The organism is Pseudomonas sp. GCM10022186, from assembly GCF_042656385.1.
GTDB lineage: Bacteria > Pseudomonadota > Gammaproteobacteria > Pseudomonadales > Pseudomonadaceae > Metapseudomonas.
The window spans coordinates 519,231-532,562 of record NZ_JBHSOU010000002.1; the positions used below are offsets into that span (position 1 = coordinate 519,231).

14 protein-coding genes are annotated in these 13,332 nt (G+C 62.8%); all 14 read right to left on the reverse strand.

The window, feature by feature from the left end:
* Positions 1 to 99 precede the first annotated feature (99 nt).
* The 14 genes from glmS to ACFPU0_RS03130 all read right to left on the reverse strand — a co-directional run bounded on the left by glmS (position 100) and on the right by ACFPU0_RS03130 (position 13,321).
* The gene (gene glmS, locus ACFPU0_RS03065; RefSeq protein WP_377691304.1) at positions 100 to 1,935 is read right to left on the reverse strand and encodes a glutamine--fructose-6-phosphate transaminase (isomerizing); all 1,836 of its coding nucleotides are present in this window, start codon (positions 1,933 to 1,935) and stop codon (positions 100 to 102) included.
* A gap of 16 nt (positions 1,936 to 1,951) precedes the next feature.
* Positions 1,952 to 2,722: a DeoR/GlpR family DNA-binding transcription regulator gene (locus ACFPU0_RS03070; RefSeq protein ID WP_377691305.1), complete on the reverse strand. Its 771-nt coding sequence runs from the start codon at positions 2,720 to 2,722 to the stop codon at positions 1,952 to 1,954.
* A gap of 141 nt (positions 2,723 to 2,863) precedes the next feature.
* The gene (gene glmU, locus ACFPU0_RS03075; RefSeq protein WP_377691306.1) at positions 2,864 to 4,228 is read right to left on the reverse strand and encodes a bifunctional UDP-N-acetylglucosamine diphosphorylase/glucosamine-1-phosphate N-acetyltransferase GlmU; all 1,365 of its coding nucleotides are present in this window, start codon (positions 4,226 to 4,228) and stop codon (positions 2,864 to 2,866) included.
* A gap of 105 nt (positions 4,229 to 4,333) precedes the next feature.
* Positions 4,334 to 4,759 carry a F0F1 ATP synthase subunit epsilon gene (locus tag ACFPU0_RS03080; RefSeq protein ID WP_377691307.1) on the reverse strand — a complete coding sequence of 142 codons (426 nt, stop codon included), beginning with the start codon at positions 4,757 to 4,759 and terminating at the stop codon, positions 4,334 to 4,336.
* 43 nt (positions 4,760 to 4,802) lie between these two features.
* The gene (gene atpD / locus ACFPU0_RS03085) at positions 4,803 to 6,179 is read right to left on the reverse strand and encodes a F0F1 ATP synthase subunit beta (protein ID WP_377691308.1); all 1,377 of its coding nucleotides are present in this window, start codon (positions 6,177 to 6,179) and stop codon (positions 4,803 to 4,805) included.
* Positions 6,180 to 6,209: 30 nt separating this feature from the next.
* On the reverse strand, positions 6,210 to 7,070 hold the full coding sequence (atpG, locus tag ACFPU0_RS03090; RefSeq protein WP_377691309.1) for a F0F1 ATP synthase subunit gamma: 861 nt from the start codon (positions 7,068 to 7,070) through the stop codon (positions 6,210 to 6,212).
* A gap of 52 nt (positions 7,071 to 7,122) precedes the next feature.
* Complete coding sequence (gene atpA / locus ACFPU0_RS03095; RefSeq protein WP_377691310.1) at positions 7,123 to 8,667, reverse strand: F0F1 ATP synthase subunit alpha; 1,545 nt, start codon at positions 8,665 to 8,667, stop codon at positions 7,123 to 7,125.
* Positions 8,668 to 8,688: 21 nt separating this feature from the next.
* Positions 8,689 to 9,225, reverse strand: coding sequence for a F0F1 ATP synthase subunit delta (locus tag ACFPU0_RS03100; RefSeq protein WP_377691311.1), 537 nt, complete (start codon positions 9,223 to 9,225; stop codon positions 8,689 to 8,691).
* Positions 9,226 to 9,237: 12 nt separating this feature from the next.
* Entirely contained in the window at positions 9,238 to 9,708 is a 471-nt protein-coding gene (locus ACFPU0_RS03105; protein ID WP_377691312.1) for a F0F1 ATP synthase subunit B, read from the reverse strand.
* Between the two features lie 49 nt (positions 9,709 to 9,757).
* Positions 9,758 to 10,015, reverse strand: a complete 258-nt coding sequence (gene atpE / locus ACFPU0_RS03110) for a F0F1 ATP synthase subunit C (RefSeq protein ID WP_003457994.1) — start codon at positions 10,013 to 10,015, stop codon at positions 9,758 to 9,760.
* Positions 10,016 to 10,209: 194 nt separating this feature from the next.
* The gene (atpB, locus tag ACFPU0_RS03115; protein ID WP_377691313.1) at positions 10,210 to 11,079 is read right to left on the reverse strand and encodes a F0F1 ATP synthase subunit A; all 870 of its coding nucleotides are present in this window, start codon (positions 11,077 to 11,079) and stop codon (positions 10,210 to 10,212) included.
* A gap of 16 nt (positions 11,080 to 11,095) precedes the next feature.
* On the reverse strand, positions 11,096 to 11,503 hold the full coding sequence (locus ACFPU0_RS03120) for a F0F1 ATP synthase subunit I (protein WP_377691314.1): 408 nt from the start codon (positions 11,501 to 11,503) through the stop codon (positions 11,096 to 11,098).
* Between the two features lie 147 nt (positions 11,504 to 11,650).
* Positions 11,651 to 12,523: a ParB/RepB/Spo0J family partition protein gene (locus ACFPU0_RS03125; RefSeq protein WP_377691315.1), complete on the reverse strand. Its 873-nt coding sequence runs from the start codon at positions 12,521 to 12,523 to the stop codon at positions 11,651 to 11,653.
* A 9-nt stretch (positions 12,524 to 12,532) separates the two neighbouring features.
* Positions 12,533 to 13,321 carry a ParA family protein gene (locus ACFPU0_RS03130; protein WP_377691316.1) on the reverse strand — a complete coding sequence of 263 codons (789 nt, stop codon included), beginning with the start codon at positions 13,319 to 13,321 and terminating at the stop codon, positions 12,533 to 12,535.
* Positions 13,322 to 13,332: the final 11 nt, after the last annotated feature.

Here is a 13,332-nt window from a genome sequence, read left to right on the forward strand (position 1 = left end):
GAGAGGCTGTCGCGCGCCCAGGGGGGCAGCGCGACAGACTTTATTCTTTAGCGACAGACTTTATTCTCTAAGATTAGGGCTTTTTCATACGGCACCTGATTATTCGACCGTTACAGACTTCGCCAGGTTGCGTGGCTGGTCGACGTCAGTGCCCTTGAGCACGGCGACGTAGTAGGACAGCAGTTGCAGCGGGATGGTGTAGAGGATGGGCGCCAGGGCATCGTTGATGTGCGGCATGGCCACCATGTGGGTGCCCTCGCCATTCTCGATGCCGGCCTCGCGGTCAGCGAAGACGATCAGCTCGCCGCCACGGGCGCGGACTTCCTGCAGGTTGGACTTGAGCTTCTCCACCAGCTCGTTGTTCGGCGCCACGGTGACCACCGGCATGTCGCTGTCCACCAGCGCCAGCGGGCCATGCTTGAGCTCGCCGGCCGGGTAGGCTTCGGCGTGGATATAGGAAATTTCCTTGAGCTTCAGCGAACCTTCCATTGCCACCGGGTACTGAGCCCCACGGCCGAGGAACAGGGTGTGGTGCTTCTCGGCGAACAGCTCGGCGACCTTCTCCACGGTCTTGTCCATGGCCAGGGCTTCGCCCAGGCGGGTCGGCAGGCGGCGCAGTTCGTCCACCAGACCGGCCTCGACGCCGGCCTCCAGAGTGCCGCGTACCTGGCCCAGGGACAGGGTCAGCAGCATCAGGGCGACCAGTTGGGTGGTGAAGGCCTTGGTGGAGGCGACGCCGATTTCCGGGCCGGCCTGGGTCAACAGGGTGAGGTCGGACTCGCGCACCAGGGAGCTGGTGCCGACGTTGCAGATGGCCAGGCTGGTCAGGTAACCCAGTTCCTTGGCGTTGCGCAGGGCAGCCAGGGTGTCGGCGGTTTCGCCGGACTGGGAGATGGTGACGAACAGGGTGTCCGGCTGCACCACCACCTTGCGGTAACGGAATTCGCTGGCCACTTCGATCTGGCAGGGAATGCCGGCCAGGCCTTCGAGCCAGTAGCGAGCGACCATGCCAGCGTGATAGCTGGTGCCGCAGGCGACGATCTGCACATTGCGCACCCTGGCGAAGAGTTCGGCGGCACGCGGGCCGAAGGCGTTGACCAGTACGTGGTCGTTGCCCAGGCGGCCTTCCAGGGTGCGTTGCACCACCTTGGGCTGTTCGTGGATCTCCTTGAGCATGAAGTGGCGGTACTCGCCCTTGTCGGCGGCCTCGGCGCCTTCGTGGTACTGCACCTGCTCGCGCTGCACGGAACGGCCCTGCTCGTCCCAGATCTGCACGTTGTCGCGGCGGATCTCGGCGATGTCACCCTCTTCCAGGTAGATGAAGCGGTCGGTGACCTGGCGCAGGGCCAGTTGGTCGGAGGCGAGGAAGTTCTCGCCCAGGCCGAGACCGATCACCAGGGGACTGCCGCTACGGGCGGCAAGCAGCCGGTCCGGCTGGCTGGCGCTGATCACGGCCAGGCCGTAGGCACCGTGCAATTCGGCGACGGCAGCCTTGAGCGCCGCGCCCAGGTCGCCGACGGACTCCAGCTTGTGATGCAGCAGGTGGACGATGACTTCGGTGTCGGTGTCCGAGGTGAAGACGTAGCCAAGACCCTTGAGCTGCTCGCGCAGGGCTTCGTGGTTCTCGATGATGCCGTTGTGCACCACCGCCAGCTGGTCGCTGGAGAAGTGCGGGTGGGCGTTGCGCTCGCAGGGGGCACCATGGGTGGCCCAGCGGGTATGGGCGATGCCCAGGCGGCCGGCCAGGGGCTCTCCGGCGAGGGCCTGTTCCAGTTCGCTGACCTTGCCGGCGCGGCGACGGCGTTCCAGCTTGCCTTCGCTGCTGAAGAGCGCTACGCCGGCGCTGTCATAGCCACGGTATTCGAGGCGCTTGAGGCCCTCGACCAGGATCGCGGTGATATTACGCTCGGCGATGGCGCCAACGATTCCACACATGGGGTGTTCTCCTATCTCAATCGATGCTCGCGCAGATCAGCTTGATCCCGCGCGCAACCAGCTGTTCGCGCGCTTCCGGGGCAAGGCGCTCATCGGTAATCAGGGTATGGATGCTGCTCCAGGGCAGCTCCAGGTTAGGAATGCGCCGGCCGACCTTGTCGGACTCGGCCAGGACTATCACTTCGCGGGCGACTTCGGCCATGACCCGCGAGAGGCCCAGCAGTTCGTTGAAGGTGGTGGTGCCACGCTGCAGGTCGATGCCGTCGGCACCGATGAACAACTGGTCGAAGTCGTAGGAACGCAGGACCTGTTCGGCCACCTGGCCCTGGAAGGATTCCGAATGCGGGTCCCAGGTGCCTCCGGTCATCAACAGCACGGGCTCGTGCTCCAGTTCGCGCAGGGCATTGGCGACACTGAGGGAATTGGTCATCACCACCAGGCCGGGCTTGTGGCCGAGTTCCGGGATCATGGCGGCCGTGGTGCTGCCGCTGTCGATGATGATGCGCGCGTGTTCACGGATGCAGCCGACGGCCGCACGGGCGATGGCCAGCTTGTAGGAAGACACCGGCTGGGCGCCTTCGCCGATCAGCTCCTGGGGCATGGGCACGGCACCGCCGTAACGGCGCAGCAGCAGGCCGTTCTTCTCGAGGGCGGTGAGGTCCTTGCGGATGGTCACTTCGGAGGTGGCGAAGGCCTTGGCCAGCTCGTCGACGCTCACCTCGCCCTGCGTGTCGAGCAGGGCGAGGATGGCATGGCGGCGCTGGGGCGTGTTGCGTTTCGTCATCAACGAAAGTTTCGGTTCGAAAGATAATGGCGCGAATCAAAACCTAACGAAGCCTTTGCGTCAACCCCGAAAACGACAAAAGGCGGCCTGGGCCGCCTTTTGGTCTGGGCCATGGGTTATCCACAGCCCGGGTTATGCACAACCTTACTTCTTGATCTTCACCGGCCGTTTCCAGCCTTCGATGTTGCGCTGTTTACCCCGGCCAACGGCCAGCGTATGGGCCGGCACGTCCTGGGTGATGGTGGAGCCGGCACCGGTGGTGGCGCCGTCGCCCAGGGTCACCGGCGCGACCAGGGCACTGTTGGAGCCAATGAAGACGTCCTCGCCCATGACGGTGCGGAACTTGTTGGCACCATCGTAGTTGCAGGTGATGGTGCCGGCACCGACGTTGGTGCGTGCACCTACCTCGGCATCGCCCAGGTAGGTCAGGTGACCGGCCTTGGCGCCCTCGCCCAGCACGGCGTTCTTCAGTTCGACGAAGTTCCCCACATGGGCCTTGGCGCCCAGCACGGCACCGGGGCGCAGGCGCGCGAACGGACCGCAATCGGCGCCCTCGCCCAGTTCGGCACCTTCCAGGTGGCTGCTGGCCTTGACGATTGCGCCACGGCGCAGGGTGCTGTCCTTGATCACGCAGTTCGGGCCGATCTGCACACCGTCCTCGATCACCACACGGCCTTCGAGGATCACGTTCACGTCGATCAGCACGTCGCGGCCGACGATCACTTCGCCGCGCAGGTCGAAGCGGGCCGGGTCCAGCAGGGTGACGCCCTGGGCCATCAGGCGGCGTGACGCGCGCTTCTGGTAGTGGCGCTCCAGTTCCGCGAGCTGGATGCGGTCGTTGGCACCCTGCACTTCCATGGCGTCATGGGGCTGCTCGGTGGCCACCACCAGGCCATCGGCCACGGCCATGGCGATGACATCGGTGAGGTAGTACTCGCCCTGGGCGTTGTCGTTGGACAGGCGCCCCAGCCAGTCGGCCAGGCGCTTGCCGGGCACGGCGAGGATGCCGGTATTGCCTTCGCAGATGGCGCGCTGCTCGGGGGTCGCGTCCTTGTGCTCGACGATGGCCTTCACCACGCCGGCGGTGTCACGAACGATCCGGCCGTAGCCGGTGGGATCGATCAGGTCCACGGTGAGCAGGGCGAGCTGGTCGTCCTGCACCTTTTCCAGCAGGCGTTGCAGGGTTTCCACCTCGATCAGCGGCACGTCGCCGTAGAGGATCAGCACGCGCTCGGCGGACAACTGCGGCAGGGCCTGTGCGACGGCGTGGCCGGTGCCCAATTGCTCCGCCTGGAGGACGAAGTTCAGGTCATCCGCAGCCAGCCGCTCGCGCACGGCTTCGGCGCCATGGCCGATGACCACGTGGATGCCCTGGGGCTGGAGCTTGCGGGCGGTGTCGATGACATGGCCGAGCATGGCCTTGCCGGCCACCGGATGCAGGACCTTGGGCAGGGCCGAACGCATGCGCGTGCCCTGGCCGGCGGCGAGGATGACGATATCGAGAGACATGGGAGGGATCACCGAATCGGACTGGTAAGCGAAAACCGGAATTCCGGAAAAGAAAAAGGGTAGCCAAGGCTACCCTTTAACTCGATCGCATTGAAGTGCGCCGGCTTAGCCGCCGAACTTCTTGCGGATCTGCTGAACGGTGCGCAGCTGGGCTGCGGCCTCGGCCAGACGAGCGGAGGCGGTGGAGTAATCGAACTCCGCGCCCTTCTCGTGCAGGGCCTTCTCAGCAGCCTTGAGGGACTCCTGAGCAGCAGCTTCGTCCAGGTCGCTGGCGCGCAGAACGGTGTCGGCCAGGACCTTCACCATGTTCGGCTGGACCTCGAGGAAACCGCCGGAGATGTAGTACACCTCTTCCTCACCACCCTGCTTGACCAGGCGGATCGGACCCGGCTTGAGGTCGGTGATCAGCGGGGCGTGGCCCGGCGCGATACCCAGATCGCCCAGGTGGCCGTGCGCAATCACCATCTCCACCAGACCGGAGAAGATCTCCGCTTCGGCGCTGACGATATCGCAATGGACAGTAATAGCCATACGCTTGCCTCACGTAAGCGCCCGTTGCCGGGCGCCCAGGGGGTTACAGTTTCTTCGCTTTCTCGATGGCTTCTTCGATGCCGCCGACCATGTAGAACGCCTGCTCGGGCAGGTGGTCGTAGTCACCGTTGAGGATGCCTTTGAAGCCAGCGATGGTGTCCTTCAGCGATACGTACTTGCCCGGGGAACCGGTGAAGACTTCGGCCACGAAGAACGGCTGGGACAGGAAGCGCTGGATCTTACGAGCACGGTTAACGAGCTGCTTGTCCGCTTCGGACAGTTCGTCCATACCCAGGATCGCAATGATGTCCTTCAGCTCCTTGTAGCGCTGCAGAACGTACTGCACGCCACGAGCGGTCTCGTAGTGGTCCTGGCCGATCACCAGCGGATCCAGCTGGCGGGAGGTCGAGTCCAGCGGGTCCACGGCCGGGTAGATACCCAGCGAGGCGATGTCACGGGACAGTACGACGGTGGCGTCCAGGTGGGCGAAGGTGGTCGCCGGGGACGGGTCGGTCAGGTCGTCCGCGGGAACGTATACGGCCTGGATGGAGGTGATCGAACCGGTCTTGGTGGAGGTGATGCGCTCTTGCAGAACGCCCATTTCCTCGGCCAGGGTCGGCTGGTAACCCACAGCGGACGGCATACGACCCAGCAGCGCGGACACTTCGGTACCGGCCAGGGTGTAACGGTAGATGTTGTCGACGAACAGCAGAACGTCGCGGCCTTCGTCACGGAACTTCTCGGCCATGGTCAGGCCGGTCAGTGCAACGCGCAGACGGTTGCCCGGCGGCTCGTTCATCTGGCCGTATACCAGGGCCACTTTGTCCAGAACGTTGGAGTCCTTCATCTCGTGGTAGAAGTCGTTACCCTCACGAGTACGCTCACCCACGCCGGCGAACACGGAGTAACCGCTGTGCTCGATGGCGATGTTACGGATCAGTTCCATCATGTTCACGGTCTTGCCCACGCCGGCACCACCGAACAGGCCTACCTTGCCGCCTTTGGCGAAGGGGCAGACCAGGTCGATTACCTTGATGCCGGTTTCCAGCAGCTCGTTGCCACCCGCCTGTTCGGCGTAGGACGGAGCGTCGCGGTGGATCACCCAGCGCTCTTCTTCGCCGATGGGGCCGGCCTCGTCGATGGGGTTGCCGAGCACGTCCATGATGCGGCCCAGGGTCGCTTTACCGACCGGGACGGCGATGGCTGCGCCAGTGTTGGATACGCCCAGGCCACGCTTGAGGCCTTCGGTCGAACCCATTGCGATGGAACGAACCACGCCGTCGCCCAGCTGCTGCTGGACTTCCAGGGTGGTTTCGACGCCGCTGACTTTCAGCGCGTCGTAAACGTTCGGCACCTGATCACGCGGGAATTCCACGTCGATAACGGCGCCGATGATTTGAACGATACGTCCGCTACTCATATCTGGTTCCTCTAAATATATGAACCGGTCTTAAACCGCGGCAGCGCCGCCGACGATTTCCGAAATCTCTTGAGTGATCGCTGCCTGACGCGCCTTGTTGTAGATCAGCTGGAGGTTGCTGATCAGGTCACCGGCGTTGTCGGTGGCGTTCTTCATCGCGATCATCCGTGCCGCCTGCTCGCAGGCGTTGTTCTCAACCACGGCCTGATACACCTGGGATTCCACGTAACGCACCAGCAGACCCTCGAGGATCTCCTTGGCGTCGGGTTCGTAGAGGTAGTCCCAGTGATGCTTCAACTCTTGATCCGGGTCGGCCACCAGCGGAACCAGTTGGTCCACGGTCGGCTTCTGCGTCATGGTGTTGACGAACTTGTTGGAGACCACGAACAGACGATCGATACGGCCTTCCAGGTATGCATCGAGCATGACCTTGACACTGCCGATCAGATCGTTGATCGAGGGTTCCTCGCCGAGGTGGCTGATGGCTGCAACGACGTTACCGCCGTAGTTGCGGAAGAAGGCCGCACCCTTGCCACCAATCACGCAGAGGTCGATCTCCACGCCTTCCTGGCGGTAACCCGCCATGTCCTTGACCAGGGTCTTGAACAGGTTGATGTTCAAGCCGCCGCACAGACCACGGTCGCTGCTCACCACCACATAACCGACGCGCTTGACTTCGCGCTCGATCATGAACGGGTGACGGTATTCCGGGTTCGCGTTGGCCAAATGACCGATCACCTGGCGGATGCGCTCCGCGTAGGGGCGGCTGGCAGCCATGCGCAGTTGGGCCCTGCGCATCTTGCTGACGGCCACCTTTTCCATGGCGCTGGTGATCTTTTGCGTGCTTTTGATGCTCGCAATCTTGCTGCGAATCTCTTTTGCGCCTGCCATGTAACACCTATCGGGTTAGCAGGCGGGGGGTCTTGCGACCCCCCGCTGCGGCTTACCAGGTTTGGGTGGCCTTGAACTTCTCGATACCAGCCTTGATGCCGGCGTCGATTTCGTCGTTGAAGTCACCCTTCTCGTTGATCTTCGCCATCAGGGCGGCGTGATCACGATTGAAGTAAGCAATCAGGGCCTGCTCGAAGGCGCCGATCTTGGTCAGCTCGATGTCCTGCAGGAAGCCACGCTCGGCGGCATACAGGCTCAGCGACATGTCGGCGATGGACATGGGCGCGTACTGCTTCTGCTTCATCAGCTCGGTAACGCGTTGACCGTGTTCCAGCTGCTTGCGGGTAGCCTCGTCCAGGTCGGAAGCGAACTGCGCGAACGCAGCCAGTTCACGGTACTGGGCCAGGGCGGTACGGATACCACCGGACAGCTTCTTGATGATCTTGGTCTGGGCCGCGCCACCAACACGGGATACCGAGATACCAGCGTTGACCGCCGGACGGATACCGGAGTTGAACAGGGCCGATTCCAGGAAGATCTGACCGTCGGTGATGGAGATCACGTTGGTCGGAACGAACGCGGAAACGTCACCGGCCTGGGTTTCGATGATCGGCAGGGCGGTCAGGGAACCGGTCTTGCCTTTCACGGCGCCGTTGGTGAACTTCTCGACGTACTCTTCGGAAACGCGGGAAGCGCGCTCCAGCAGACGGCTGTGGAGATAGAACACGTCGCCCGGGTAGGCTTCGCGGCCCGGCGGGCGGCGCAGCAGCAGGGAGATCTGGCGGTAGGCTACGGCTTGCTTGGACAGGTCATCGTAGATGATCAGGGCGTCTTCGCCGCGGTCGCGGAAGTATTCGCCCATGGTGCAGCCAGCGTACGGAGCGATGTACTGCAGCGCAGGGGATTCGGAAGCACTGGCGGCCACGATGATGGTGTTGGCCAGGGCGCCGTTCTCTTCCAGCTTGCGAACCACGTTGGCGATGGTCGATTGCTTCTGACCGATGGCTACGTAGACGCAGCGGATGCCGCTGTCTTTCTGGTTGATGATGGCGTCGACGGCCAGGGCGGTCTTGCCGATCTGACGGTCGCCGATGATCAGCTCGCGCTGGCCACGGCCGATCGGGATCATGGCGTCGACGGCCTTGTAGCCGGTCTGCACGGGCTGGTCTACCGACTTACGCCAGATCACGCCCGGCGCTACCTTTTCCACCGCGTCGGTGGCTTGAGCGTTGATCGGGCCTTTGCCGTCGATCGGGTTGCCGAGGGCGTCAACGACGCGGCCCAGCAGTTCCGGACCAACCGGGACTTCCAGGATGCGGCCGGTGCACTTGGCGCTCATGCCTTCGGCGAGGCCGAGGTATTTGCCCAGGATCACGGCACCAACGGAGTCTTGCTCCAGGTTCAGCGCCATACCGTAGATGCCGCCCGGGAACTCGATCATTTCACCGTACATCACGTCGGCCAGGCCGTAGATGCGCACGATGCCGTCGGAAACGGAGACGATGGTGCCTTCGTTGCGGGCTTGGGAAGAGACGTCGAGTTTCTCGATACGTCCCTTGATGATTTCACTAATTTCGGAAGGATTGAGTTGCTGCATTGCTCTGCTGCCCCTTCAAACTCAAGATTTCAACGCTTCGGCCAGTTTCGCGAGCTTGCCGCGAACCGAGCCATCGATAACCAGGTCGCCGGCGCGGATGACGACACCGCCAATGAGGCTGGAGTCTTCCACGGCGTGCAGACGCACTTCCCGGCTGAGCCGTGCGCTGAGAACCTTGGCGAGTTTGTCTTGCTGTTCATCGCTCAATGCGAAGGCACTGGTGACTTCCACATCCACCGATTTTTCCTGCTCGGCCTTGTACAGCTCGAACTGTTCGGCAATTTCCGGCAGCAGCACGAGGCGGCCGTTCTCGGAAAGGACGTGGACGAAATTCTGTGCCTGGACCTCGAGCTTGTCGCCAACCGCCTCGATGAAGGCCTTGGCTTTTTCTGCGCTCGTCAGACGCGGGGCTTTGAGCACGCGCTGCATGGTGTCGTCCTGCGACACCGCAGCGGCCAGGCCTAGCATGGCCGACCAGGCGGCCAGCTGCTGATGGGCCTGGGCGTACTCGAAAGCAGCCTTGGCGTAAGGTCGGGCCAGCGTGGTCAGTTCTGCCATGATCGCCCTCGCTTAAATTTCGGCTGCCAGTTTGTTAACCAGCTCCGCGTGCGCGTTTTGATCGATAGTGGCACCCAGGATCTTCTCGGCACCATTGACGGCCAGGCTGCCCAGTTGGGCGCGCAGCGCGTCTTTGACGCTGTTCAGTTCCTGCTCGATCTCGGCTTGAGCCTGCGCCTTCAGGCGCTCGCCTTCAGCACGTGCCTGATCGCGAGATTCGTCGACGATCTGGGAAGCGCGCTTCTTGGCTTGCTCGATGATTTCTGCTGCCTGAGCCTTGGCGTCGCGCAGTTGCTGGCCCACTTTCTCATGGGCCAGCTCCAGGTCACGAGCCGCACGGTTGGCAGCGTCCAGACCATCAGCAATCTTCTTCTGACGTTCACGCAGAGCAGTGATGACCGGAGGCCACACGAACTTCATGCAGAACAGTACGAAGATGAAGAAAGCAACGGACTGGCCGATCAGGGTTGCATTAATGTTCACGCCAACACCTCGCTCGTTCGTTGTCAGTCCAATCCTCGGGAATCGAGGATTACTGGGCTACCTGAGCAATGAACGGGTTAGCGAAGGTGAAGAACAGGGCGATACCAACGCCGATCATGGTTACGGCGTCGAGCAGACCGGCCACGATGAACATCTTGACCTGCAGCATCGGAACCATTTCAGGCTGACGAGCAGCGCCTTCCAGGAACTTGCCACCCAGCAGACCGAAGCCAATGGCGGTACCCAGGGCACCCAGACCAATCAGCAGAGCTACGGCGATCGCGGTCAGACCTACTACAGTTTCCATTTTTCCTCCCGACTTTATGTCGTGTTGGTTAAGGTTTAAGTGAAGCGGTAAAGCGAAATCGTTTTGTTCCCACTGCCCTTGCGGGCTTTCCCGTGCCGTGGCGCGGGACCATCTCGAACGAACCACACACCCTCTTCCGCCCTTCGGGCACCTTCTCCCTGAAGGGAGAAGGTCAGCGGATGCGCTGCGCGTTCTTAATGGTTGTCCTCATGCGCCATCGACAGGTAGACGATGGTCAGCATCATGAAGATGAAGGCCTGCAGGGTGATGATCAGGATGTGGAACACGGCCCACGCCCACTGCAGTGCGATACCCAGGCCGCTCAGCAGCAGGATGCCGGCGCCGAACATCACGGCGATCAGGATGAACACCAGCTCGCCGGCGTACATGTTGCCGAACAGACGCAGGGCCAGGGAGATCGGCTTGGCGATCAGGGTGACGAACTCGAGCAGGAAGTTGACCGGGATCAGGAGGATCTGAACCAGCATGTTCTTGCTGCTGAAGGGATGCAGGGTCAGCTCGCCGAGGAAGCCACCGATGCCCTTGACCTTGATGCTGTAGAAGATGATCAGGCCGAACACCGAGAAGGCCATGCCGAGGGTCGCATTCGGGTCGGTGGTCGGAACGGCGCGGAAGGCCAGGTGCTCGTTACCAGCGACCGTGGCGGCCAGCAGCGGGATCCAGTCCACCGGGATCAGGTCGATGGCGTTCATCAGGAAGATCCAGACGAAGATGGTCAGCGCCAGGGGGGCGATCAGCGGATTGCGGCCGTGGAAGGTGTCTTTGACGTTGCTGTCGACGAAGTCGACCATGACTTCGACCAGGTTCTGCAGGCCGCCGGGAACGCCGGAGGTGGCCTTCTTGGCCGCCGTGCGGAACAGCAGGACGAACAGCAGGCCGAGGCCGATGGACCAGCCCAGGGTGTCCAGGTGGAAGGCCCAGAAGCCCATTTCCTTGGCTTGCTCGGCGCTGTGGGCGAAACCCCACTCGCCGGTGGGCAGACGACCGAAGGTCAGGTTCTGCAGGTGGTGCTGGATATAGCCCGAAGCGGTTTGCTCTGCCATGTTTGCCTCAAACGCCCTAAGGTTTCGAAATTCTTTTTCTCATCAGCAGGGGCGCGAACCAGCTGACCGACTGGGTCAGCAGGAAGACGCCGAATACCGCCGGCGCATCCAGGGGTTTCACACCTGCGAACGTCAGTGCGAACAGCACCGCCGTCAAAATCAGCTTGCCCATCTCGCCCGCATAGAAAGAACGGACTATCGCCTGGGCTGCACGGGCTCCGCTGTAACGGAACGCCTTGCGGGCGAAATACAGGTTCGGCAACCAGGCGATCAGGCCGCCGCACAAGCCGGAGTATCCAGCCACCGCGCCACGCCACTGCCACAGAACGACCGCGGCGAGCAGCAGGACGACCAGTTGGGCCAGCAGCACCGGGAAAACCGGCATTCGATGGAAGGGCAGGCGGTTTGGCGTGCGGATATCCATCGCAGCTGTTCCTCTGGGGTCGGCCGCTGGAATCAACGACTTGGCATAGTTTGTGCCGACAAAATTGCGCGCAGAGTATAGGGTGGCAACCCACCCCGTTCAACTGCCGGGTAGTGAATTCCGACCGTCGCTACAGCACCGGATGTGTCAGCGAATGTGAGCCAGAACGCCCTGTAATTCGTCGAGGGAGTTATAGCGGATGACCAGTTGGCCTTTGCCTTTCTGACCATGCTTGATCTGCACCGGAGCGCCCAGGCGCTCAGCCAGACGCTGTTCGAGGCGGCTGATATCCGGGTCGGATTTGGCTGACTGGACAGGTTTCTCCTTGGCATTCAGCCAGTGCCGAACCAGTGCCTCGGTTTGGCGCACGGTAAGCCCGCGTGCGACAACATGTCGCGCCCCATCCACCTGCCGCTCCAGGGGCAGGCCGAGCAGGGCACGGGCGTGGCCCATCTCCAGATCGCCGTGGGACAGCAGGGTCTTGATCTCCTCCGGCAGGCCGATCAGGCGCAGCAGGTTGGTGATGGTGACCCGCGACTTGCCGACGGCTTCGGCCACCTGCTGCTGGGTGAGCTGGAACTCCTGCTGCAGGCGCTGCAGGGCGATGGCTTCCTCGATGGGGTTGAGGTCCTCGCGCTGGATGTTCTCGATCAACGCCATGGCGATGGCGGCTTCGTCGGGAACCTCGCGAACCATGGCCGGAATCTTGTCCAGCCCGGCCTGCTGGCTGGCACGCCAGCGCCGCTCGCCCGCAATGATCTCGTAGCGGCCGGCGCCGATCGGGCGCACCACGATGGGCTGCATCACGCCCTGGGCCCTGATCGACTGGGCCAGTTCCTCGAGGGCGGTGGGGTCCATGTCTCGGCGGGGCTGGTACTTGCCGCGCTGGATCAGGTCCAGGGGGAGGTGTTGAAGCTCGCGGGTGTCGACCTTCACGGCTTCTTCTTCAAGGGTGGCTACGGTACTGCCGCCCAGCAGGGCGTCCAAGCCACGGCCCAGACCTCGTTTTTTCGCGGCCATGAGGATTCCTTATGCGGTAGCGGTTTTGGCTTTGGCGCGCTGGCGGCGGACCAGTTCGCCAGCCAGTGCCAGGTAGGCGACGGCGCCACGGGATTGCTTGTCGTAGACCAGGGCGGGCATGCCGTAGCTGGGGGCTTCGGCCAGGCGCACGTTACGCGGGATCACCGCGTCGTAGAGCTTGTCGCCGAAGTGCTCCTTGAGTTGCGCCGACACCTCGTTGGTCAGGCTGATGCGCGGGTCGTACATGGTGCGCAGCAGGCCTTCGATCTTCAGGTTGGGGTTCAGCAGCTGGCCGATGCGCTGGATGCTGTTGACCAGGTCCGACAGACCTTCGAGCGCGTAGTACTCGCACTGCATGGGGATGATCACGCCATCGGACGCCGCCAGGGCGTTGATGGTCAGCATCGACAGCGAGGGCGGACAGTCGATCAGGATGTAGTCGTAGTTCTCGCGAACCGGCGCCAGGGCCTCGCGCAGGCGATGCTCCTTGTTCGGCACATTGAGCAGGGCCACTTCCGCCGCGGTGAGGTCGCGGTTGGCCGGCAGCAGCTGGTAGCCGCCGTGCTCGGAGAACTGCATGGCCGTCGCCAGGTCGCATTCGCCGGTCAGGACGTCATAGATGGAATGTTCCAGGGCGAGCTTGTCGACACCGCTGCCCATGGTGGCGTTGCCTTGTGGATCGAGATCGATCAGCAGCACGCGCCGCTTGGTGGCGACCAGAGAGGCCGCCAGGTTGACACAGGTGGTGGTCTTGCCGACCCCGCCTTTCTGATTGGCGATTGCGAATACCTTGGCCATGGCTGCCTTCC